Source organism: Bradyrhizobium vignae, from assembly GCF_004114425.1.
GTDB lineage: Bacteria > Pseudomonadota > Alphaproteobacteria > Rhizobiales > Xanthobacteraceae > Bradyrhizobium > Bradyrhizobium vignae.
Genome location: NZ_RDQF01000057.1, coordinates 29,275 through 50,774 on the forward strand (window position 1 = coordinate 29,275; position 21,500 = coordinate 50,774).

The window sequence follows — 21,500 nt, forward strand, 5'->3', positions numbered from 1 at the left end:
GCCAAACCCGCTAAAAGGCTGACCGGCCGGACAGCCGGCGCAGCTGCTTCGCGCGACAAAGCGCCCGGCGGCCGACCATCGAACGGCCTCAATGTGAACCAATCAGAGTGCCCATGACGCTGATCCGCCCCCTCGCCGCACTCGCCCTCCTCGCCGTCTCCGCGTTTCCGGCCTACGCCGCCGACGCCGTTTTCCCACCTGGCTTGCGCCTCGGCATGGTGCCCCTGGTCGGCCTCAGCACGGCGAAAACCTTTCCGGGCTTCGAGAGCGAGGACGGCAGCGTCAAGGTGCTGATCACCGAGCTGCCGCCGGCGGCCTATGGCGAGGTCGTGAGCGCGTTCAATTCCAATCCTGCCGGGGCCAATGGCGTCAAGCAGGACAAGATCGAGACCCCCGCGGGCCTTGCCTATTTCACGACCGAAAGCGGCAAGGCCGACGATACCCCGGTGAAGCGCTATTCGATGATCGTGCCCGGTGCCGGCTTCTCCGGCTATGTCGCGGTGCAGATCCCGGAGAATGCGACCAAGATCTACACCGATGAAGCGGTGCGGCAGATGTTTGCGAGCGCCACCACCCGCAGGCAGGTCTCGGCCGAAGAGCAGATCGCGCTGATGCCGTTCAAGATCACCGATCTTGCCGACTTCAAGGACGTCCGGACCCTGGCGCCGGGCTCGAGCATCATCCTGGCCGATGGCGATGAGAGCACGGGCTACGAGTCGCGGCCGTTCATGATCCTCGGCCTGATCGGCGCCACCCCGCAAGCCGCCGACGACCGCGCCCGTTTCGCCCAGGAGGCGGCACTCCAGATTCCCGGCGTGCGCGAGTCGCGGATCACCATGTCCGAGCCGATCCGCATCAACGGCCAGCAGGGTTTCGAGACCCGGATCGACGGCGTCAGCGGCAAGGATAAGGTCCCCGTGACCGTGGTGCAGTGGATCCGCTTCTCGAGTGGCGGCGCATCATTGCGCATCATCGCCAGCGCCCCGCGCGACAGATGGCAAGCCGCCTTCACCCGTTTCCGCGCGGTGCGCGACGGGATTCAGCCGAAGGGGTAGACGCGTCCCACGCGCGAGATGCGCTCCCTCCCCACCCGCCCCCACCCGCGGGCGGGCGGTCGGGGAGAGGGTGTCTCCGCAATCGAGACCGCGCTCTGCAAGCGCAGCAACCTCTCCCGCAAGGGCCCGCAAGGAGAGGTGCGCCGAGCACGCCGCGAGCCCAACCCCTCACCAAGACCGGCTGCATTTTCGGGCTTCTGTTCGTATACGAACGGAACTACGCTCCCCTCCGTTGGATCATCCTAAGGGGAGGCGAACGATGCTGGATCGGCGACACGTCTTGGCAATGCTTGGAACGACGGCACTGGCGACGCTCGCGCCAAGTGCGCTGTTCGCGGCCGCGTCGATCAAGCCGGACGACGCATCAGCCCTGCTCGTGATCGACGTGCAGAACTGCTTCCTGCCGGGCGGCAGCCTCGCGGTGAAGGAAGGCGAGCAGGTGGTGCCCGTCATCAACAGAATCGCGAAGGCGTTTTCCAACGTGGTGATGACACAGGACTGGCACACGCCCGGCCACATTTCGTTTGCGTCGGTTCATTCAGGCAAGAAGCCGTTCGAGACCATCGACCTGCCCTACGGCAAGCAGGTGCTGTGGCCCGACCATTGCGTGCAGGGCACCGATGGCGCTTCGCTGTCGAAGGACCTGTCGATCCCGCACGCCGAGCTCATCATCCGCAAGGGTTTTCACAAGGACGTCGACAGCTACTCGGCCTTCCTCGAAGCCGACGGCAAGACCTCGACGGGGCTTGCCGGCTACCTGAAGGGACGCAAGATCAAGCGCGTCTTCGTTGCAGGGCTCGCGACGGACTTCTGCGTCGCCTGGACCGCGCTCGACGCGCGCAAGGCGGGTTTCGAGGTTTATGTGGTGGAAGACGCCTGCCGCGGCATCGACACCCAGGGCTCGCTGGCAAAGGCCTGGGCCGACATGGCCAAGGCCGGCGTGAAGCGGATTCAGTCTGCGGATATCGCGGTGAGCGCGTAAGATTTACGATCAGTCGTTCCGGTTCGATGCAAAGCATCGAACTCCGGTGCGCAATTGCGCACCGGATTCCGGGTTCGACTCTGCGAGCCGCCCCGGAATGACTCGTCGCTTACCGCTCAGTTCGGCGCGCCGCTCGACTCGTTGTTGTTGTTGGCCGCGGTCGCCGCCTTCGCGCCGCCCTTGGCGACACCGACCAGCGCCGGGCGCAGCACGCGCTCGCCGATTGTGTAGCCGGCCTGCACGACCTGCACCACGGTGCCCGCCGGCACCGAGGCATCGGGCACTTCGAACATCGCCTGCTGGAAGTTCGGATCGAACTTCTGGCCCTGCGGATCGAATCTCTTCACGCCGTGCTTTTCCAGCGCGTTGAGCAGCGAGCGCTCGGTGAGCTCGACGCCCTCGATCAGCGAGATCAGGCCGGGATCGGCCGCGGCACGGGCTTCGGCCGGAACGGCGTCGAGCGCGCGCTGGAGATTGTCGGCGATGTCGAGCACGTCGCGCGCAAAGCCGGTGATGCCGTAGAGGCGGGCGTCAGCGACCTCCTTGGTGGTCCGCTTGCGCAAATTCTCCATCTCGGCCAGCGTCCGCAGCATGCGGTCCCGCGCCTCGGCGGCCTCCTTCTGCAACGTCTCGACCGAGCCGGGCTCGGGATCGTCGGGCATGATGTAGGGTTTTGACACCACGGGCTCGCCGGTCGCTGCAGTCGTGTCTTCGGGTTGCCGGTCTTGCTCGGTCATCGGCTCTATTCTCGAACTCGTTTCCAGGGATTGTTGGCCCGGATATCGTGCCTGAGGCCACGAAAATCAAGCGCCCGTGATCGGCGGAAACGCCGGTCAGCCCCCCAGCAGGCGGCTGACGATACGGGCGGCGTAGTCCACGGTCGGGATCACGCGGGCATAATTCAGCCGCGTCGGGCCGATCACGCCGAGAACGCCGACGATGTGGCCGGCGGCATCCCGATAGGGCGCGATGATGGTGGAGGACCCCGACAGGGAAAACAGCTTGTTCTCACTGCCGATGAAGATGCGTACGCCCTCGGCGGTTTCGGCCCGGCCGAGCAGGTCGATGACGCCCCGCTTGGTCTCGAGGTCGTCGAACAACAGGCGCACCCGCTCCAGATCCTCCAGCGCATGCAGATCTTCGAGCAGATTGGCATGGCCACGAACGATGAGCTGGCGGTCCTCGTTCTCGCCGCCGGACCAGCTGGCAATGCCGGCCGAGATCACCTTTTGCGTCAGCTGATCGAGCTCGGCGCGGGCCTCGGCGAGCGCGGTTTCGAGCTCGAGCCGCGCCTCGGCCAGCGTGCGGCCGCGGATTCGCGCATTGAGGAAATTGCCAGCCTCGATCAGAGCCGAGGAGGGAACTCCGGGCGGCAGCGTCAGCACGCGGTTTTCGACCTGGCCGTCCTCGCCGACCAGAATCACCAGCGCCCTCTCCGGTTCCAGGCGGACGAATTCGATGTGCTTGAGCCGCGCATTGGATTTTGGTGTCAACACGACAGCGGCGGCCCGGGTCAGGCCGGAGAGCCGCATCAGGGCCTGGTCCAGCGCCGCCTCGACCGACTGCGCCTCGCCGACGGAGGAGAGCTGGCTCTGGATCGACTGCCGCTCGGCCTCATTGAGGTCGCCGACCTGCATCAGGGCATCGACGAAGAAGCGTAAGCCTAGTTCCGTCGGCAGCCGGCCCGCCGAAGTGTGCGGGGCATAGATCAGGCCGAGCTGTTCCAGATCGGCCATGACGTTGCGGACCGAGGCCGGTGACAGCGGCATCGCGATCAGGCGCGAAATATTGCGCGAGCCCACCGGCTCACCGGTCGCGAGATAGCTTTCGACAATTTGACGAAAGATGTCGCGGGAACGCTCGTTGAGCTGGGCGAGGCCTGCGCGCGGCGCGATCAGATGGATCGGATCGTGATGGGCCACAGACGGTAACTCCTCTCAGATGCTCATAATTTGTCCATCCAGGGCGGTTCTGACAAGCGGGGCGTTTGCGGCCTCGAAGGCGAGGGGTGAAAAAACCTTGCCGCCCACCCCTGCCCCACCTACAAGCACCGCGAACAGCCTTTTCCCGTGAGTTTTGGAGGATTTCCCATGCGGCCAAGCCGCCGTGCGCCCGACGAATTGCGCCCCGTGACGCTGGAGCGTGGCGTGGTCAAATATGCGGAAGGCTCGTGCCTGGTGAAATTCGGCGACACCCATGTGCTGGTCACCGCCACGCTCGAGGACCGCCTGCCGCCCTGGCTGAAGGGCCAGGGCCGCGGCTGGGTCACCGCCGAATACGGCATGCTGCCGCGCGCGACCTCGGAACGGACCCGCCGCGAGGCCTCAGTCGGCAAGCAGAGCGGCCGCACCGTCGAGATCCAGCGCCTGATCGGCCGCTCGCTTCGCACCATCATCAATCTCGAAGCGCTCGGCGAACGCCAGATCACGGTCGATTGCGACGTGCTCCAGGCCGACGGCGGCACGCGCACGGCCTCGATCACCGGCGCCTGGGTCGCGCTCGCCGATTGCGTCAACTGGATGAAGGCGCGCAACATGGTGAAGGCCAACGTGCTGCGCGACAACGTCGCCGCGATCTCCTGCGGCATCTACAACGGCACGCCGGTGCTCGATCTCGACTATGCCGAGGATTCCGAGGCCGAGACCGACGCCAATTTCGTCATGACCGGGGATGGCCGCATCATCGAGGTGCAGGGCACCGCGGAACGCGAGCCGTTCACCGAAACCGAGTTCCTGGCGTTGATGGCGCTGGCGCGCAAGGGCGTCGCGCGTCTGGTGGACTTGCAGAAACTGGCCGTGGCGTAGTCAATAGGCCATGCACCGCCGAATCACGGACAAGCTCGTCATCGCCACCCACAATCCCGGCAAGCTCGCCGAGATGAAGGAGCTGCTTGCGCCGTATGGGATCGAGGCGGTGTCGGCCGGTGAGCTCGGTCTGGACGAGCCCGAGGAAACCGGAAACGACTTCCGTAGCAATGCCGCGATCAAGGCGAGCGCCGCGGCGAAGGCGACCAAGCTTCCTGCTTTCGCCGACGATTCCGGTATCGTCGTCGACGCGCTCGACGGCGCGCCCGGCATTTTCTCGGCGCGCTGGGCCGGCCCAAACAAGGATTTCGCGGCGGCGATGGCGCAGATCGAGCGGCTGTTGCAGGAGCGCGGCGCCACCACGCCCGACCGCCGAAGAGCGCATTTCGTCTCCGCGCTCTGCGTTGCCTGGCCCGACGATCATCTCGAACAGGTCGAGGCGCGCGTCGACGGTACGCTGGTCTGGCCGCCGCGCGGGAATGCCGGCTTCGGCTACGATCCCATGTTTCTGCCCGATGGCCACAGCCGTACCTTCGGCGAGATGGAAAGCGTCGAGAAGCACGGCCTGCCACCGCTCGGCCTCGGCCTGTCGCATCGCGCCCGCGCCTTCGTGAAACTGGCGGAGATCTGCCTTGAGCCGCGCTAAGGAAGCCTTTGGCGTCTACGTGCACTGGCCGTTCTGCCTGTCGAAATGTCCCTATTGCGACTTCAACAGCCATGTCCGCCACGCCGCGATCGACGAAGCGCGCTTCGCCTCCGCCTTCGGACGTGAGATCGAAACGACCGCACGGCGTGCGCCGGGCCGCGAGGTGACCTCGATCTTCCTCGGCGGCGGCACGCCGTCGCTGATGCAGCCTGCAACCGTCGGCGCGGTGCTCGATGCGATCGGCAAGCATTGGGCTGTCGCCGGCGACGTCGAGGTCACGCTGGAGGCGAATCCGACCAGCGTCGAAGCCACGCGCTTTGCCGGCTATCGCGCTGCCGGCGTCAACCGCGTCTCGCTCGGCGTGCAGGCGCTCGATGACGCCTCGCTGAAGGCGCTCGGCCGCATGCACAGCGCGCGCGAGGCGCTCGATGCCGTCGCCATCGCGCGCCGCTCGTTCGATCGCTATTCGTTCGACCTGATCTACGCTCGCCCCGACCAGACGCCGGCGATGTGGGCCGACGAGCTGCGGCACGCCATTGATGAAGCGGCCGAGCATCTGTCGCTCTATCAATTGACGATCGAGGAAGGCACGCCGTTCTTCGGCCTGCACCAGGCCGGCAAATTGAAGACGCCGGACGAAGCCGCCGCACGCGCGCTCTATGATGTCACGCAGGAGACCTGCGACAAGCTCGGCCTGCCCGCCTACGAGATTTCAAATCACGCGCGGCGCGGCGCCGAGTGCCGGCACAATCTGGTGTACTGGCGTGGCGAGGAATATGCCGGCATCGGCCCCGGCGCGCATGGCCGCCTCGACATCGACGGCATCAGGCACGCCACCGCCACCGAGAAGCGTCCCGAGGCCTGGCTGATGCGGGTCGAAACCAACGGCGATGGCATCGTCACCGACGAGCTGCTCAACAGCGAGGAGCGCGCCGACGAATTCCTGCTGATGGGATTGCGTCTCGCCGAAGGCATCGACCCCGAGCATTACAGGGCACTCTCTGGCCGCCCGCTCGATCCCCGCCGCATCGCGCTCCTGCGCGAGGAGGGCGCCATCACGGTCGATGCAACGGGACGGCTGCGCGTGACCAGCAGCGGATTTCCGGTGCTGGATGCCGTGGTAGCGGATCTGGCGGCCTGAGCTCTCTCCCCGTCGTCGTCCCGCACGAAGGGGAGAACCGGCTACGCCCCAAAACTCTTCGGCGAGCCCGCGACCGCAACGCCGCCGCCTTGCGTCACCTTCATCACTGCGAGCCCACGCTCATTCGTGCCGTCGGCGCGGAAGCGGAACAGGCCGTCGATGCCGGCGAAGCCAGAAGGATTCGTGAGCACATCGGAGGAGAAGCGTTGGCCGCCCTGCGTGCGCGCGAGCGCGGCGACGAGGGCGACCGCGTCATAGGCGAGCGTGGCGGTTCGCACCGGCTCGCCGCCATCTTTGGTGCGGTAGCGGCCGGAGAAGGCGCGGAAGCCGGCCGGGTCGGGCGCGGCATAGAGGCCGCCTTGCAACGCCGCGCTGGCATAGACGCGCGGATTGTCCCACAAGCCGGTGCCGAGCAGCTGGATGTTGCGCAGGTTCGCGCCCGCCGCGGTCATGGCATCTGCCACCGACACGACGGCATCGCCGTCATCGGCGATGAACAGCGCATCCGCGCTGCCGAGTTGCGGCGCCACGGTGCGCGCCGGCGTGGCGCGATCGGCGCCGTACTTCTCGAAGGCGACGATGCGTCCGCCGCGCCGCGGAACGGCCGCCTTCACGGCGGCCTCGACGACATTGCCATAGGCATTGTCGGGTACCAGCACGGCCACGGAGCGCTTTCCGATGCTGGCGGAATATTCGACGATGCGGTTGACGTCGGACTCCGGCAGGAACGAGAGCAGATAGACGCCGCGTCCGGCGATGCTGGAATCGGTCGAGAAGGCGAGGACGGAAATGCCGCGCGTGCGCGCGACCTGTGCCACCGCCGGCACCGACTGCGCGAACAGCGGCCCGAGAATGATCTCGGCGCCTTCGTCGACCGCCTGCTGCGCGCCGGCCTGTGCGCCTTGCGGGCTGCCATTGTCGTCCTTGATCAGCAGCTGGATATTCGGGTTCTGGAACTCGGCCAGCGCCATCTCGGCGGCATTGCGCATGGATTGCGCGGCGAGGCCCGCATTGCCGGCGGCCGAGAGCGGCAAGATCAGACCGACCTTCACGCCGCCGGTGCCGGCGGTCGTCGCCTGCTGCTGGGGACCCGCCGGCTGGGCCGGCGGTGTGGAGCTTGAGAACGGGTTGGAGAACTGGCTGAGACCTTGCTGCACGCCGGCGCAGGCCGACAGCACGGGCGCACCGAGCAACAGGCCAAGCGCACTCCGGCGGGTCGCTCCCGACAATCGGGACCCCGGAATGGGAGACTTTGGATGACGCGGGCCCACCATGGCAGCTTCTCTTCTGACCGGCCGTCGCCGGCCGGTCATGACATTGCTTCCGCGGCACAAGCCCGCGGATTCAGGCATATTGTCGGCAAATGGTTAACCAAAACAAAAGGATAACAAGCGCTTAACACGGCCGCCTCCCCGTCCCGGCAGCTGTTCACCATCACTCATTCAGCATCAAGGCGGCGTTTCCGTCGTGAATATGGCGCAAGCGCCCTGATTACCTCTCAACGTGATCCACATTCCCGTCCGTTCCCCGCCCCTCACCTCCGCACGATCTTTTTCCGCCAGCCGGTTCCCAGCCCTGCGGATCGTGCCTAAGTTGACCTCATTATGCGCGCAAAGCCGGCCCCGATAAATACGCCTGAAGCTCAAGACGCCGCCATGCGCGGCTTCTCCATCGATGCCCATCGGTTTGCCGCGCCGAAGGTCGCGCCGGGCCTCCATCTGGTGGCGACACCGATCGGCAATCTCGGCGACATCACCCTGCGGGCGCTTCAGACGCTCGCCGGCGTCGATGTCATCGCCTGCGAGGACACCCGCATCACGCGCCGCCTGACCGAACGCTATGCGATTGCGGCGCAGCTCAAGCCCTATCACGAGCACAATGCGGAAGCGGCGCGCCCGAAGATTCTTGAAGTGCTGGCGCAAGGCGGCTCGGTCGCTCTGGTGTCGGATGCCGGCACGCCATTGATCTCCGACCCCGGGTTCAAGCTGGTGCGCGAGGTCTGCGCTGCGGGCCATCCGGTGTATGCGCTGCCCGGCCCATCCTCGGTGCTGGCAGCTCTGTCGGTCGCTGCATTGCCGACCGACCGCTTCTTCTTCGAGGGCTTCTTGCCGGCGAAATCGGCAGCGCGCCGCGCACGCCTGGCCGAGCTTGCGCGCATCGACGCGACGCTGGTGATGTTCGAATCGGGCAATCGCATGCAGGCCACATTGACCGATCTCGCCGAAATCATGGGTGAACGAGAGGCAGCGGTCTGCCGCGAGCTGACCAAGTTGCACGAGGAGGTCAGGCGTGCCCCCCTCGCCGAGTTCGCGCGGCAAGCCGACGCGCCGGAGACGCGCGGCGAATTCGTTCTCGTGATCGGTCCGCCTGCAGCCGACGCCGACGTGCTGGCATCGGATGCGCTCGACGGTCTCTTGCGCGAGCAGCTTGCCGCCAACAGCGTCAAGGATGCCGTGGCGCATGCGGTGGCACTGTCGGGCCGGCCGCGCCGCGAGGTCTATGCCCGCGCGCTCGAGCTCGCAAAGGACCTGCGAGGCGGCGATGGCGAAGACTGACCCTCCGGCGGAACCGAAGGTCGCCTCGCCCGAGCGCGTCGCCGCGTTCCGCACCGGCATCTCCGCGGAGAGCCGCGCCGCCGCATACCTCATGGCCAAGGGCTATCGCATCCTCGCCAAACGTTACCGCACCCCGTATGGCGAGATCGACATCGTGGCGCGCCGCCGCAATTTGATCGCTTTCGTCGAGGTCAAGGCGCGGGCGAGCCTGGATGACGCTGCTTTCGCCGTGACGCCGCGCCAGCAGCAGCGCATCATCGACGCCGCCCAAGGCTGGCTTGTGGCGCATCCCGAGCATGCCGAATTCGAATTGCGATTCGACGCCATGCTGATTGCGCCGCGCTCGCTTCCGCGCCATGTGTTGGCGGCATTCGACGCCTCGACCTGAAAGGCAGATCATGAAACTGAACGTCGCCGTCCAGATGGATCCCATCGCCCGCATCAACATCAAGGGCGATTCCACCTTTGCGCTGCTGCTGGAGGCGCAGCGGCGCGGCCATGGCCTGTCTTATTGCACGCCCGACAAGCTCTCCATGGTCGGCGAAGAGCTGGTCGCTCCGGTTCAGCTCCTGACCGTGCGCGACGAGCCCGGCAACCACTTTACCTTGGGCGAGCCCAAGCGCGAAGCGCTGAACGGTTTTGACGTGGTGCTGCTGCGCCAGGACCCGCCGTTCGACCTCGCCTACATCACCTCGACGCATTTCCTGGAGCGCATCCATCCGAAGACGCTGGTCGTCAACGATCCTGCCTCCGTGCGCAACGCGCCGGAAAAGCTGTTCGTGATGGATTTTCCGCAGCTGATGCCGCCGACGCTGATCTCGCGCGACCTGGATGAGATCAACGCGTTTCGCGACAGGCACGGCGCCGTCGTGATGAAGCCGCTGCACGGTCACGGCGGCGCGGCCGTATTCCGCGTGATGCCGCAGGACATGAATTTCGGCTCGCTGTTCGACATGTTCTCGGTCACATTCAAGGAGCCTTGGGTGATCCAGCAGTTCATCCCCGAGGTGAAGCACGGCGACAAGCGCATCATCCTCGTCAACGGCGAGTTCGCCGGCGCGGTGAATCGCGTGCCGGCCACCGACGACCTGCGCTCCAACATGGTGCGCGGCGGCGCGGCGCAGGAGACCGAGCTCACCCCGCGCGAGCGCGAGATCTGCGCCACGCTCGGCCCGGCGCTGCGCGAGCGCGGCCTTTTGTTCGTCGGCATCGACGTCATCAACGGCAACCTCACCGAGATCAACGTCACCTCGCCGACCGGCATCCGCGCCATCTCGCGGCTCGGCGGCCCTGATGTCGCGGCGAAGATCTGGGACGTGATCGAGCAGAAGCGGAAGAAGTAGCTTCCGCGCACGCTGCTACGAGAGCGTATGATCTCTCTCCAACGCCGTCCCGGACAAGCGCAGCGAAGCGGAGCGCCGATCCGGTTCCATTCCCACAGGACGTGGTGTGGCGAAAACTCGCCGTTGGTACTTCTATCTTTTACAGCCGAGATATCACGCGGTATGGGTCCCGGCGTTCGCCGGGACGACACCGATGTTGTGGTGCCTTGCTGCCGTCTCGCCGGTACAATCACGCGGCTTCAGGCAGGCCCTTTTCACTAACCACCCGTTCACCATGACGCCCCGCGTCTCATCCAAATGCGCGCGTCGGGATGCGTGAATCTACGGAGCCGCGTGGCCTCAGATAACGCGACGTTCACCATCTGCCGAAAACCAGCATCGCTGGCCGGCGATCGCGTTCGGCCTCGCAACACCCCTTATACTTTTACTCCCTACTCATCGACGCGGGGGAACACGCCAGGTGCGGTTCGAGTGCCCCGCGTAAGAGTAGAAACGTATGAATACCGCACGCATCGTCGTTCTCGTCATCGCTCTCGGCGCCGGCGGCGTCGCTGCGTATCTGGCGAGCGGCTATCAGAATGCACCCGCGCCCGCCCTCCCGGCCGCCGAGAAGCTGCCGACGGTCGAGGTCCTTGTCGCGAAGAACGACATCCAGCTCGGCCAAGCCGTCAAGCCCGACGACCTGCAATGGCAGGCCTGGCCGGCGGCGACTGCGAGCAGCGCCTTCATTCGCCGCGACAGCCGGCCCGAGGCGCAGACCCAGATCGCCGGCTCGATCGCGCGCGTGCCCTTGATGCAGGGCGAGCCGATCCGCGAGCAGAAGCTGGTCAAGGCCGAAGGCTCCGGCTTCATGGCCGCGATCCTGCCCTCCGGGATGCGCGCCGTCTCCACCGAGATTTCAGCCGAAACCGGGGCCGGCGGCTTCATCCTTCCGAATGATCGCGTCGACATCGTCCTGACCCGCCGCCTGAAGAATCCCGACGGTAACACCAACGGTCCGACCGGCGGCAACGATCTCGTCCTGTCCGAGGTCATTCTGACCAACATCCGCGTGCTCGCGATCGACCAGGCGCCGAAGGAGAAGGACGGCCAGAACGCCGTGATCGGCAAGACCGTCACGCTCGAGCTCCGGCCCGACCAGGTCGCCACGCTCTCGGCCGCACGCCAGGGCGGCACTCTGACACTCGCATTGCGCAGCATCGTCGATGCCAACGCGGTCGACGGCACACCCGAGGACCAGGCGATCAAGCGCCCGGGCGGCGTGAACGTGATCCGTTATGGCGTGCCGGCACGGCAACTGACGTCACAGAGGTGATGGGGACAGCATGAACTACGGGGGTGATCGGACCGGCCTGCGCATTCGGGGGAAGCGCGCGCGCGCGCTCCTGGCGGGGACGATATTGATACTGGGGCTCGCGGCCCCCGGCGTGCTCAGTGCTGCGGATGCGCCGGTCGGCGACCAGGAGCCGATGCAGGCGTCGGATCTCGGCGTGTCGTCGGTGGCGACGATCGCACCGGCGCGGACGCGCTTTCTGTCGCTCGGCATCGGCAAGTCCGTCGTCATCGACCTGCCGCGCGAGGTCAAGGACGTGCTGGTGGCCGACCCCAAGATCGCCAATGCGGTGATCCGCTCGGCCCAGCGCGCCTATATCATCGGTGGCCAGGTCGGCCAGACCAACGTCGTGTTCTTCGCCGCCGACGGCCAGCAGGTCGCCTCCTACGACATCGCGGTGAAGCGCGACCTCAACGGCATGCGCGCCGCTCTGCGCCAGTCGCTGCCGGGCGTCCAGATCGAAGGCGTCGGCGACAGCGTGATGCTGACCGGCTCGGTGTCGAGCCCGGTCGAGGCTCAGCAGGCCGGCGACGTCGCCGCAAAGCTCGTCGGCGGCTCGGACAAGGTCGTCAACAACATCGTGGTGCGCGGCCGCGATCAGGTCATGCTCAAGGTCGTGGTCGGCGAGGTCCGCCGCGATATCGTCAAGCAGCTCGGCGTCGATCTCAGCGCCAGCCTGAACGCCGGCACCGCCGTGGTGAATTTCAACAATTCCAACCCGTTCTCGGTCTCCGGCGGGCCGATCGTCGGCAGCAATGGGCTCGGCGTCTCCGGGCTCGCCAAGGGCGTTGCCACCGTCAACGCCACCATGCGGGCGATGGAGAGCGCCGGTGTCATGCGCACGCTGGCCGAACCGAGCCTGACCGCGATCTCGGGCGAATCCGCCACTTTCGTCGCCGGCGGCGAATTCCCGATCCCCGGGGGCTATGCCTGCGATCCGGTCACTCACGTCTGCACCACCCAGGTCACCTACAAGAAGTTCGGCATCTCCCTGAACTTCACGCCGGTCGTGCTCAGCGAAGGCCGTATCAGCCTGCGCGTGATGACGGAGGTCTCGGAGCTGTCGAACACCAACTCGATCACGTTGACGCAGGCCGTGTCCTCGTTCGCGAACAACTCGATCACCATTCCATCGATCCAGACCCGCCGCGCCGAGACCACGCTGGAAATTCCCTCGGGCGGTTCGATGGCGATGGCCGGCTTGATCCAGCAACAGACCAAGCAGGCGATCAACGGGCTGCCTGGTGTCGACCAGGTGCCGATCATCGGCGCGCTGTTCCGCAGCCAGGACTTCGTCAACAACGAGACCGAGCTGATGGTGATCGTGACGCCCTATGTGGTGCGCGCGGTCGCTCAGAAGGAATTGTCGCGGCCCGACGACGGCTTCGCGCCGGCCTCGGACGCGCAGAGGGCGCTGCTCGGCCGGGTCAATCGCCTCTACGGCATCGCGACCCGTGTCGATCCGGTCGCCGGCACGCCCGGTGATTTCGGCTTCATCATCGACTGAGACGAACGGTTTGGGGACCGGGGCGCGAAACGGGGGCAAAGGGGACCAGGCGATGACGACAACATCAGCCGATCGACGTCGCAATTTGCGGATCACGCTGGCACTGACGGGGCTCTCTGTCATGCTCGGCGCCTGCAACACCACGGAGATCGTCACCCAGACGGTGCCGACCGATTATCGCCAGCGCCACCCGATCGCGGTGCAGGAAGGCAAGAAGTCGATCGTGATCTTCGTCGGCAAGGCGCGCGGCGGCCTCTCGGCTGCACAGCATGCGGACGTCGCGGGCATCGCGCGGGACTGGGTGCGCGAGGGCACCGGCTCCGTCGTCGTCGACGTGCCCGCCGACACCGCCAATTCGCGCGCGGCTGCTGCGACCTATCAGGAGATCCGCTCCGTGCTCACGTCCGGCGGCGTGCCGTCGCGCGCCATCGTCCAGCATCCCTACCGTCCTGAGGATCCCGGGCTGCTGCCGACCATTCGCCTGAGTTATTCGAAGATCGCGGCCGTCGCCGGGCCGTGCGGGCTGTGGCCGGAAGACGTCGGCCCCTCCATCCTCGACCCCGGCTACAACGAGAACCGGCCTTATTTCAATCTGGGCTGCGCCAGCCAGCGCAATCTCGCCGCGATGATCGACAACCCGGCCGACCTCGAGCAGCCGCGCGCCGAGACACCCGCCTATACCGCACGGCGCGACATCGCCTTCGACCGTTACCGCAAGGGCACGCCGATCGCGACGCCCTCTCCCGAATCCGACAAGGCCAAACTCAGCGATACCGGCAAATGACACGGCTTGACGAAGAAGACGCGGACGATCCGCTGCACCCCGACGAACATATCGCGCCTGTTCCTCGCATTTCGGTGCAAGCCTTTTGCGAGACCGAGCAGACGCTCAAGGCAGTGACCGCGGCGGGCCAGGATCGCCGGCTCGCCAAGGCTCACCTCACCGCCAAGGACGGTGGCCTCGCTGCAGCAATCGAAGCCTATGAATCGATGCCGACACCGAACGTGATCGTCATCGAGTCCGACGGCACGCGCGACATCCTGGAGGGACTCGACGACCTCGCCGGCGTCTGCGATCCCGGCACCCGCGTGGTCGTGATCGGCAGCCCCAATGACACCGCGCCCTATCGCGAGCTGGTGCGCCGCGGCGTCAACGACTACGTGGTCGGACCGGTCGAAACCCTCGACGTGGTCCGCTCGATCTGCAGCCTGTTCTCGGCGTCCGAGGCCATCATCACCGGCCGCGTCATCGCGGTGGTCGGCGCCAAGGGCGGCGTCGGCGCGTCCACCGTCGCGCATAATCTGGCCTGGACCATCGCGCGAGACCTTTCGCTCGATTCCGTCGTGATCGATCTCGACCTCGCCTTCGGCACGGCGGGTCTCGACTACAACCAGGACCCGGTGCAGGGCATCGCCAACGCGGTGCTGTCGCAGGACCGGCCGGACACGGCGCTGATGGAGCGCCTGCTCGCCAAATGCACCGATCGCCTCAGCCTGCTTGCGGCGCCCGCCACGCTCGACCGCGTCTACGATTTCGGTGCCGAAGCTTTTGACGCGGTGTTCGACACGCTGCGCATGACCACGCCGTGCATCGTGCTCGACGTTCCCCATCAATGGTCCGGCTGGACGCGACGCGCGCTGGTGAACGCCGACGATATCGTCATCGTGGCCGAGCCCGATCTCGCCAACTTGCGCAACACCAAGAACATGCTGACCGTTCTGAAGACAGCGCGGCCGAACGACCGGCCGCCGCTGTACTGCCTCAACCAGGTCGGCATGCACCGGCGCGCGGAGATCGAGGTCAAGGCGTTCGCCAAGACCATGGAGAGCCAGCCGATCGCGGTGATCCCGTTCGATTCGAAACTGTTCTCGACCGCGGCCAATAACGGCCAGATGATCGCGGAGGTCTCCAAGACCCACCGCACCACCCTCCTGTTCCAGAACATGGCGAACCGCCTCGCCGGCCGCGGCGACGTGAAGAAGCCGAAGCGCTCGCTGCTCGAGCCGCTGTTGAAGAAGCTGAAGGGCAGGTCAGGGCGCGGCTCGGCCCCGCATCGCAAGGCGTCATAGGGTACATCAGAGGGGCGGATTACTTGTCCGCCCGCTGCTGCTTCTTTGCCAGCAGCTGCTTCAGCGCCGCGACCTTGGCCGCTGCCTGGTCCGGCGGCAAATCTGCCTTCACGAGGATTTCGGCCTCGGCCTCGCGCCCCTGCAATCCCAGCACGAGGGCCAGATTGGCGCGGACCCGCGCATCGTTCTGATTGCGCTGATAAGCGCGGCCGAGCACCTGTTCGGCCTTCGACAGATTGTTTTGCAGCATATAGGACAGTCCGAGATTGGACAGCACGGTCGGCTCGTTCGGCACGATCTTCAACGCCGCGGCGTAATATTGCTGGGCTTCCTCGTTGCGGCCGAGCTGATCGAGCACCGCGCCCTGCGCCGACAGAATGCGCCAATCGGGATCCTCCGGCGAATGCGCCCGGCCGAGGACGTCGAAGGCCTGCTGGAAATTGCCGTTGTCGGCGAGTGCGCGGCCATAGCCGGCGAGCAGCGCCTTGTTGCCGGGACGGGCGAGCACGGCCTGCTCGAGCACCGCGACCGCCTGCGCGCGCTGGCCGCTGTCGCGCAGCGCCTTGCCGTATTCGATCGCGATTGCGGGATCGCTGGGCTTGGCACGATAACGCTCGCGAAGTGCGTCCATCTCCGGCCTGGCGTCGGCCTTGCTGTCGGCCTCAGCGACGGACGCCTGCTTGCCGCCGAGCGCACCGGTGACGTCCTCGATGCCGGTGGTCTGACAGCCGCCGAGGGCAAGGATCAGTACGGCGGAACACAGATATCTCGCCGGGGGAAAAGCGAGGAACGAACGCTTGGACATACTCTGATCACTCGGCAACTGATCAGAGATGCTTACCCATTAACGCTAAAGTCCCGTTAAGGAGGCGCGCCTGTTGAGGTTCAGTCGACGAATTCGGCACCGAATTCGCAGCCGATGCGCCAGCGCAGGCGGCATTGGCGGGAATAATCAGGCGCGAAGATGATGGTGAATTGCGGCGGCACTTCCAGGAATTCCGCCACCACTTTCACGCCGCCATCCGAAATATCCGTGATCGTGCAATCCCGCGGCAGCGAGCCCGCCCCAAAATGGATCTTGGCGAGCCGGCTGCACACCCGACGTTCGCTTCTCCGGCGATTTACCAGCATCTTGCTTCTTCACTTGTTAGATCACGGCCCATCCCGCGAGCCCAGGAGTAGCGGACATTCGTTGGAATGTGCTGAGGACGGAAGCCGGCATTCGAGACGTAGTCTCAGCGTCGCGTTTACGACTAATTAGGACTTGCGCGGGCTCTAAGCATTGTTCCTGTATTGTTCTTGCGAGAACGGCCGCCCTCTGCTACCCCTAATTGCAGGACAGGGCAGGCTGGTTCGGGCATGGTTCAACGGGTTTCTACCGTCGCCTTTGAGGGGATCGAGGCCCGCGCGGTCGACGTGCAGGTGCAGGTCGCGCCGGGCCTGCCGGCCTTCGCAATAGTGTTGTCAATAAACCCCCAAATATGGTAGGCCACCCCAAATTGGGGCGGGCATCATACCATTGAAAACTCAAGCATATTCCTACTTGCGCCTCTCGACGGGACCTCAGCTCAGAGGTGACGGGAAGCGACGCCAGCTGAAGGCTTCGCGGGCCTACGCCGCAGCTAACGGGCTAGAACTGGCGGAGGACGCCGAATACGAGGATATCGGCGTATCGGCTTTCAAGGGCGCTAACCTTCGTGGCGGAAAGCTTGGCCAGTTTCTAGAGGCCGTCCATTCGGGGGTGGTGAAACCGGGATCTTTTCTCCTGGTCGAATCACTCGATCGATTGAGCCGACAGGAGCTATTGAAGGCACAGTCCCTCTTCCTCGGCATCATACAGGCCGGCATCAACGTGGTTACGCTGGCCGACAACAGGGTCTATCCGGCCGGCACGAACGATCTGGGCGACCTCATTTATTCGCTGGTGGTGATGGCCCGGGCGCACGAGGAATCACTCACGAAGAGTCGGCGAATTGGGTCAGCGTGGAAGAACAAGCGTGCGCGCGCCGCTGCCCGGGTACCTATGACCAAATGGTGCCCAGCATGGCTCCGGCTGAGCGACGACCGGTCCTGCTACGAGCCGATCTTGGAGCGCGTCGAGGTGGTGAGGGGGATCTTCGAGGATGCCGCATCGGGAATGGGCATCTACTCCATTGCAGTGAGCTTAAACCAGCGTGGCGTGCCGACCTTCGGCAGCCCCGATGGATGGCATACGTCATACGTCGCCAAGATTCTCGCGAACCGGGCGGTGATAGGGGAGTTTCAACCCCACCGCAGGGAAAACGGGAAACGAGTTGCGGACGGCGAGCCGAGCCGGGATTACTACCCAGCTGTTGTCGACGAGGGACTCTTCTATCGCGCCCAGCTAGCAAAGTCCGAAAGGCGCGTTAACGGTGCGGGACGAAAAGGGGCGGCGTTCACTAACCTATTTTCTGGACTCGCCATGTGCGCCTACTGCGGTTCGCCAGTAAAGCTGGAGAACAAAGGCTCCGGTCGCAAGGGCGGGGCGTACATGATTTGCCACCGCGCCCTGCGACGGCTGGGGTGCCCAGCAGTCCGCTGGCGTTACCGGGATTTCGAGACGTCATTCCTCGCATTCGTGGAGGAAGTTGACCTTGGCAGGCTGGTGAATGAATCGGCCGACAACGCGCAGCACAAGCACGAGACCGAGATTGCGGCAATCAAGGGTAAGCTGGCGCAACTCGGCGATCTCATGGAGAAGACCTATGCGGTCTTAGAAGGTGGAGGCCCAATCGAATTCGTGACCACCAAGCTCAAGGAGCTAGAGGCACAAAAAGTTGAGCTGGTGAAGCGTCACGAGTCTTGCCTCAAGGAGCGAGAACAGACCGTCTCACGACGCGAACAACTTCTGCGGAGCAGAGACGAGGTCCGGGAAACCATTGATCGCCTTCAGCGCGTTGGAGACCCCGAGCTATTCAAGCTGAGAGCACGTTTGGCGGCGCATCTGAAAACCCTTGTTGAGCACCTATCTATCGCGTCCCTTCGAGAGCAGCCCGAGGGATACAAGATGAAGCCTCATCAAAAAGGGAAGGACGGTCGCCATTTTACCGTGCTGCTCCAGAATGGCCCTGTGAGAATCATCTACCCGCGAACAAATGAGCCTTTGAGCTATCTCGAGCAAGTCATCGCTTGGGACGGCAAGGGCAAGCCACCGCGAGACTCGTTATCTCACGTTCTTCCAAGCGCCTCACGCTGAGCGCCCAAAGTTAATCCGACAAACCATACAGTTGAATGTAAGCATCGCCGTCCGTGGTGGGCTCAATCGTATACTTGACGTCCTTAGACCACGAACCGGAGGGCGCGTTAATCGTAAGCTTGGCCGCGCAAGAGATCTTCCCTGTGGTCTCATCTCGACGCTGAAGCCTGATCAAACCCACACCGTAGGTGATCCGCTTATCGAAATCCGCGACCTTTTCGTCGTACTCTTTTGTAGACCGTGCCTCCTCAGCATTGATGCGTTGATACACGGGCCAAAAATTATCGTACCAGTACTGGATGTCGCTCGCACTGAGACGATTTATGGCGTCACCGGATTGTTTTAGCTGGTCCGGAGTCTTGGTCCCGCGCAGTCGTGAGCATGTCATGCCGTAGTCGTAACTGCCGAACCGACGGTGACATGCGTCCTCTGCGGCCTTTATCTGCCGGTCTAGGTCCGGCCTGACCCACCCGACGCCCGGGTGAACGACGTCCTCTTTCTGAATACCTGACGAGCCCAGAGCCGTTGCGTATAGCGAGTTCTCCGAAGGGCTCTTGTGACCCTGCGCCAGCGATCTGACCTCAGTGACGACGGCGTCATCTCCGCATCCTAAGCCATTGGATCCCACAAACCGGTCAATTGCTGTAGCCGCAGTCGAGAGCAATCCCGGATTAGCCGCGACAACAACAATGCCGATTACCGTAACCGTAGCTCCTAATTTTCTCGCCGCAGACATTTCAGCGTCCTCGTCCCAATCAATTTCGATGCGCTTTGAGGCTTTAAAGCCGTGGGCTAATAAACCACAGGTCGTTTGGCTAGGACATGGACCTACGCCAACTTTTTGCGACCAACCTCCGGCGCGTCCGGCATGCCCGGAAGCTCTCCCAGGAGCAGTTGGCGCACGACGCTGGAGTGGATAGGGCCTACGTGAGCCGGGTCGAGCGGGCCGCAACCTACGTCGGACTGGAGATCATTGGGAAACTGGCGGACGTCCTGGATGTGGACCCGGTCGAATTCTTCCGGCGTCCCAGCCGACCCGCCTCCCGGAAGAGGGCCGAATAGGGTCTCCGTTCCCCTGCCGAGCCCGGTGGTCATCCAGTCCGTTTCTTGGCTGGACTTGTCCGGGATCTTGGCCCTCGCGTCTCCACCGTCACGGAAGGCTGGGACAAAAGCGGAGGCCGAGCAAAGGCGTTCCACAGCCGGACCGCGGTACTGGCCGAGTGCAAAACATCATCAGTCCGAGGGCGCCACGGTGGGAGGGCCGCGGGAGTTGTCGTTCGCCTCACCGGCCGGCAGTGCGACGCACGACAGTCCATTCTGATCGCCGCGCGGCTTGTTTGGCAGCATCGGCCTGCTGGCAAGTTCGCCCTTCCTCGGATACTTCGTAGCGCATGCTTTGGCCCCTTTCGGTTTGCGATTCGAACCATGATCAACAGCAGACTCAATGCCCGAGTGCCGATGATGTGGTCGCGATGTGGCTGAAAGCGGACGCGCTATGCTCACTTTGAGTTTTGTCGAGTTTGACCCACCGCGGACTACGGGAAAGTCTGCCAGATAGCTTCCGCTTTACCGATTCAACCGGATAATATGTTTTCATCTGGGCAGGGGCGTCAGAGTATGAGACGGCGCAAATTCATTGGCTTGGCAGGCATCTCGGTTGCTGCTTGGGCAGCACGATTAGCCAGATCTCAAGCCACGGGCCAACCGCGAAAGATCGGTTACCTGCATCCCTTTACGATCGACCCGCGTCTTGTGATTTTGACGGGGTTGCTGAAGCGCGGCCGTGAGCTAGGCTATATAGAGGGTGAGACGATCCTGTTACGATCTGCGCAAGGGGACCTTTCACGGCTGCCGGACCTCGCTCGAGAACTCGTTGATCTCGGCGTCGGGGTGCTCATCGTGGTCGGTCTGCCGGCAACAACAGCCGCACTCTCCGCGGCTCCCGACTTACCGGTCGTGGCAATTGATCTTGAGACGGATCCGATCAAGGCAGGCTTCATCGACAGTTGGGCAAAGCCCGGGCGCAATTTGACCGGACTGTTCCTCGATCAGACCAGCTTGACGGGCAAGTTAGTCACCCTGATGGGGGAAGTGGTGCCCGGCTTGAGGAAGCTTGCCATTGTTTGGGATCCGAGCACACGGCCGGACCAATTGGAAGCAGCCAGAATCGCGGCCGGTGCTGCCGGCCTCGAGACCCAGACGCTGACGTTGAGCAAGCCGGAGGAATTTCGCGACGCCTTCGCAAAGCTGGAAAGCACGAGCGGCGTATTGCTTTTGATTTCTCCGACGTTGACGGCAAACCCCGGCCTTTTTGCCGCTGCCGCTCTTGAATTCAGATTGCCCAGCATCTCAATCTGGAAGCCTAACGCAAAAGCAGGTGGCCTTCTCACCTACGGCCCCGTGCTAGGGCCCTATTTCCCTCGCGCCATGACAATGGCCGATACAATCCTCAAGGGTACCAGACCAGGTGATATACCGATCGAGGGGCCAGACCGCTACGAACTCGTTATCAACCTAAAGACCGCCGGGCAGCTTGGGATCGAGGTGCCGCCGTCGATCGCGGCGACGGCGGACGAGACGATCGAATGACGTCGGGGGATTTTCGCTACTGCCAGTCTGAATATGCCAGCTCAGTCTGACTATGTCCGTTGTTCGAGGAAGACTGGAAGTCGCATTTCCGGGCCGCTAGGGCTGCCGATGACCCACAACGGATGTGGGCTCTAGCACTACTTTGGCAGATTGTTGATTTTGGCGCGTTTTATAGGATTCCCGAATCAATTTTTCAATGATTCATGGGTGGTCGGCTCTTGGAGGGCTGACCATGCTGGGATGGGAAGACGAACTCGA

General features: G+C 64.3%; 21 protein-coding genes and 1 pseudogene. 16 read left to right on the plus strand and 6 right to left on the minus strand.

The window, feature by feature from the left end; translation table 11 throughout:
* The first annotated feature begins 113 nt into the window (after window positions 1-113).
* Both EAV90_RS32180 and pncA read left to right on the plus strand, forming a co-directional pair.
* Window positions 114-1,055 carry a hypothetical protein gene (locus EAV90_RS32180; protein WP_164937202.1) on the plus strand — a complete coding sequence of 314 codons (942 nt, stop codon included), beginning with the start codon at window positions 114-116 and terminating at the stop codon, window positions 1,053-1,055.
* A gap of 259 nt (window positions 1,056-1,314) precedes the next feature.
* Window positions 1,315-2,037: a bifunctional nicotinamidase/pyrazinamidase gene (gene pncA, locus EAV90_RS32185; RefSeq protein WP_122400225.1), complete on the plus strand. Its 723-nt coding sequence runs from the start codon at window positions 1,315-1,317 to the stop codon at window positions 2,035-2,037.
* 116 nt (window positions 2,038-2,153) lie between these two features.
* Here the strand turns inward: pncA and grpE are convergent, their stop codons facing one another.
* On the minus strand, window positions 2,154-2,774 hold the full coding sequence (gene grpE, locus EAV90_RS32190) for a nucleotide exchange factor GrpE (protein ID WP_122400226.1): 621 nt from the start codon (window positions 2,772-2,774) through the stop codon (window positions 2,154-2,156).
* 96 nt (window positions 2,775-2,870) lie between these two features.
* Complete coding sequence (gene hrcA / locus EAV90_RS32195) at window positions 2,871-3,959, minus strand: heat-inducible transcriptional repressor HrcA (protein WP_122400227.1); 1,089 nt, start codon at window positions 3,957-3,959, stop codon at window positions 2,871-2,873.
* A 168-nt stretch (window positions 3,960-4,127) separates the two neighbouring features.
* Between hrcA and rph the strand changes: the two genes are divergently transcribed.
* Genes rph through hemW form a run of 3 tightly spaced genes read left to right on the plus strand, consistent with a single transcriptional unit; the run spans window position 4,128 to window position 6,628 of the window.
* The gene (gene rph / locus EAV90_RS32200) at window positions 4,128-4,841 is read left to right on the plus strand and encodes a ribonuclease PH (RefSeq protein ID WP_122400228.1); all 714 of its coding nucleotides are present in this window, start codon (window positions 4,128-4,130) and stop codon (window positions 4,839-4,841) included.
* 10 nt (window positions 4,842-4,851) lie between these two features.
* Window positions 4,852-5,487 (plus strand): RdgB/HAM1 family non-canonical purine NTP pyrophosphatase, encoded by a 636-nt coding sequence (rdgB, locus tag EAV90_RS32205; RefSeq protein WP_129145731.1) that lies wholly within the window; start codon window positions 4,852-4,854, stop codon window positions 5,485-5,487.
* A complete protein-coding gene (gene hemW, locus EAV90_RS32210) occupies window positions 5,474-6,628 on the plus strand; it encodes a radical SAM family heme chaperone HemW (RefSeq protein WP_129145732.1) in 1,155 nt (384 codons plus the stop codon). The genes rdgB and hemW overlap by 14 nt, the downstream gene beginning before the upstream one ends.
* 41 nt (window positions 6,629-6,669) lie before the next feature.
* On the opposite strand, the gene EAV90_RS32215 is transcribed toward hemW, so the two are convergent.
* Window positions 6,670-7,902, minus strand: a complete 1,233-nt coding sequence (locus EAV90_RS32215) for a penicillin-binding protein activator (RefSeq protein WP_208738561.1) — start codon at window positions 7,900-7,902, stop codon at window positions 6,670-6,672.
* A gap of 330 nt (window positions 7,903-8,232) precedes the next feature.
* Between EAV90_RS32215 and rsmI the strand changes: the two genes are divergently transcribed.
* From rsmI to EAV90_RS32250, 7 genes are all read left to right on the plus strand, one after another.
* Window positions 8,233-9,183 (plus strand): 16S rRNA (cytidine(1402)-2'-O)-methyltransferase, encoded by a 951-nt coding sequence (rsmI, locus tag EAV90_RS32220; RefSeq protein WP_122400232.1) that lies wholly within the window; start codon window positions 8,233-8,235, stop codon window positions 9,181-9,183.
* The gene (locus tag EAV90_RS32225; protein ID WP_129145734.1) at window positions 9,170-9,571 is read left to right on the plus strand and encodes a YraN family protein; all 402 of its coding nucleotides are present in this window, start codon (window positions 9,170-9,172) and stop codon (window positions 9,569-9,571) included. The genes rsmI and EAV90_RS32225 overlap by 14 nt, the downstream gene beginning before the upstream one ends.
* Window positions 9,572-9,581: 10 nt before the next feature.
* Window positions 9,582-10,526, plus strand: a complete 945-nt coding sequence (gene gshB / locus EAV90_RS32230; protein ID WP_129145735.1) for a glutathione synthase — start codon at window positions 9,582-9,584, stop codon at window positions 10,524-10,526.
* A gap of 496 nt (window positions 10,527-11,022) precedes the next feature.
* Window positions 11,023-11,841 (plus strand): Flp pilus assembly protein CpaB, encoded by an 819-nt coding sequence (gene cpaB / locus EAV90_RS32235; RefSeq protein ID WP_129145736.1) that lies wholly within the window; start codon window positions 11,023-11,025, stop codon window positions 11,839-11,841.
* Window positions 11,842-11,851: 10 nt separating this feature from the next.
* Window positions 11,852-13,366, plus strand: coding sequence for a type II and III secretion system protein family protein (locus EAV90_RS32240; RefSeq protein ID WP_129145737.1), 1,515 nt, complete (start codon window positions 11,852-11,854; stop codon window positions 13,364-13,366).
* A gap of 52 nt (window positions 13,367-13,418) precedes the next feature.
* On the plus strand, window positions 13,419-14,150 hold the full coding sequence (locus tag EAV90_RS32245; RefSeq protein ID WP_129145738.1) for a CpaD family pilus assembly protein: 732 nt from the start codon (window positions 13,419-13,421) through the stop codon (window positions 14,148-14,150).
* Window positions 14,147-15,436: a CpaE/TadZ family protein gene (locus EAV90_RS32250; RefSeq protein WP_122400238.1), complete on the plus strand. Its 1,290-nt coding sequence runs from the start codon at window positions 14,147-14,149 to the stop codon at window positions 15,434-15,436. The genes EAV90_RS32245 and EAV90_RS32250 overlap by 4 nt, the downstream gene beginning before the upstream one ends.
* Window positions 15,437-15,455: 19 nt before the next feature.
* Here EAV90_RS32250 and EAV90_RS32255 read toward each other — a convergent pair whose 3' ends face one another.
* Both EAV90_RS32255 and EAV90_RS32260 read right to left on the minus strand, forming a co-directional pair.
* Window positions 15,456-16,241, minus strand: coding sequence for a tetratricopeptide repeat protein (locus EAV90_RS32255; RefSeq protein ID WP_129145739.1), 786 nt, complete (start codon window positions 16,239-16,241; stop codon window positions 15,456-15,458).
* An 80-nt stretch (window positions 16,242-16,321) separates the two neighbouring features.
* Complete coding sequence (locus tag EAV90_RS32260) at window positions 16,322-16,567, minus strand: PilZ domain-containing protein (RefSeq protein WP_028145870.1); 246 nt, start codon at window positions 16,565-16,567, stop codon at window positions 16,322-16,324.
* Between the two features lie 228 nt (window positions 16,568-16,795).
* Between EAV90_RS32260 and EAV90_RS40240 the strand changes: the two are divergent.
* A pseudogene (locus EAV90_RS40240) lies at window positions 16,796-16,897 on the plus strand (ATP-binding protein); the annotation flags it as partial.
* 82 nt (window positions 16,898-16,979) lie between these two features.
* Window positions 16,980-18,653 (plus strand): recombinase family protein, encoded by a 1,674-nt coding sequence (locus tag EAV90_RS32265; protein ID WP_245509669.1) that lies wholly within the window; start codon window positions 16,980-16,982, stop codon window positions 18,651-18,653.
* 10 nt (window positions 18,654-18,663) lie between these two features.
* Here the strand turns inward: EAV90_RS32265 and EAV90_RS32270 are convergent, their stop codons facing one another.
* A complete protein-coding gene (locus EAV90_RS32270; RefSeq protein WP_129145741.1) occupies window positions 18,664-19,389 on the minus strand; it encodes a hypothetical protein in 726 nt (241 codons plus the stop codon).
* Between the two features lie 86 nt (window positions 19,390-19,475).
* Between EAV90_RS32270 and EAV90_RS32275 the strand changes: the two genes are divergently transcribed.
* Together EAV90_RS32275 and EAV90_RS32280 are read left to right on the plus strand one after the other, a co-directional pair.
* On the plus strand, window positions 19,476-19,715 hold the full coding sequence (locus EAV90_RS32275; RefSeq protein ID WP_129145742.1) for a helix-turn-helix domain-containing protein: 240 nt from the start codon (window positions 19,476-19,478) through the stop codon (window positions 19,713-19,715).
* Between the two features lie 555 nt (window positions 19,716-20,270).
* The gene (locus EAV90_RS32280) at window positions 20,271-21,242 is read left to right on the plus strand and encodes an ABC transporter substrate-binding protein (RefSeq protein ID WP_160118865.1); all 972 of its coding nucleotides are present in this window, start codon (window positions 20,271-20,273) and stop codon (window positions 21,240-21,242) included.
* Window positions 21,243-21,500 lie beyond the last annotated feature (258 nt).

Coding starts and splice junctions, on each gene's coding strand:
- EAV90_RS32180 (WP_164937202.1), top strand. CDS start 114: ATGACGCTGATCCGCCCCCTCGCCGCACTCGCCCTCCTCGCCGTCTCC.
- pncA (WP_122400225.1), top strand. CDS start 1,315: ATGCTGGATCGGCGACACGTCTTGGCAATGCTTGGAACGACGGCACTG.
- grpE (WP_122400226.1), bottom strand. CDS start 2,774: ATGACCGAGCAAGACCGGCAACCCGAAGACACGACTGCAGCGACCGGC.
- rph (WP_122400228.1), top strand. CDS start 4,128: ATGCGGCCAAGCCGCCGTGCGCCCGACGAATTGCGCCCCGTGACGCTG.
- rdgB (WP_129145731.1), top strand. CDS start 4,852: ATGCACCGCCGAATCACGGACAAGCTCGTCATCGCCACCCACAATCCC.
- EAV90_RS32215 (WP_208738561.1), bottom strand. CDS start 7,902: ATGGTGGGCCCGCGTCATCCAAAGTCTCCCATTCCGGGGTCCCGATTG.
- rsmI (WP_122400232.1), top strand. CDS start 8,233: ATGCGCGCAAAGCCGGCCCCGATAAATACGCCTGAAGCTCAAGACGCC.
- EAV90_RS32225 (WP_129145734.1), top strand. CDS start 9,170: ATGGCGAAGACTGACCCTCCGGCGGAACCGAAGGTCGCCTCGCCCGAG.
- gshB (WP_129145735.1), top strand. CDS start 9,582: ATGAAACTGAACGTCGCCGTCCAGATGGATCCCATCGCCCGCATCAAC.
- cpaB (WP_129145736.1), top strand. CDS start 11,023: ATGAATACCGCACGCATCGTCGTTCTCGTCATCGCTCTCGGCGCCGGC.
- EAV90_RS32240 (WP_129145737.1), top strand. CDS start 11,852: ATGAACTACGGGGGTGATCGGACCGGCCTGCGCATTCGGGGGAAGCGC.
- EAV90_RS32245 (WP_129145738.1), top strand. CDS start 13,419: ATGACGACAACATCAGCCGATCGACGTCGCAATTTGCGGATCACGCTG.
- EAV90_RS32250 (WP_122400238.1), top strand. CDS start 14,147: ATGACACGGCTTGACGAAGAAGACGCGGACGATCCGCTGCACCCCGAC.
- EAV90_RS32255 (WP_129145739.1), bottom strand. CDS start 16,241: ATGTCCAAGCGTTCGTTCCTCGCTTTTCCCCCGGCGAGATATCTGTGT.
- EAV90_RS32260 (WP_028145870.1), bottom strand. CDS start 16,567: ATGCTGGTAAATCGCCGGAGAAGCGAACGTCGGGTGTGCAGCCGGCTC.
- EAV90_RS32270 (WP_129145741.1), bottom strand. CDS start 19,389: ATGTCTGCGGCGAGAAAATTAGGAGCTACGGTTACGGTAATCGGCATT.
- EAV90_RS32275 (WP_129145742.1), top strand. CDS start 19,476: ATGGACCTACGCCAACTTTTTGCGACCAACCTCCGGCGCGTCCGGCAT.
- EAV90_RS32280 (WP_160118865.1), top strand. CDS start 20,271: ATGAGACGGCGCAAATTCATTGGCTTGGCAGGCATCTCGGTTGCTGCT.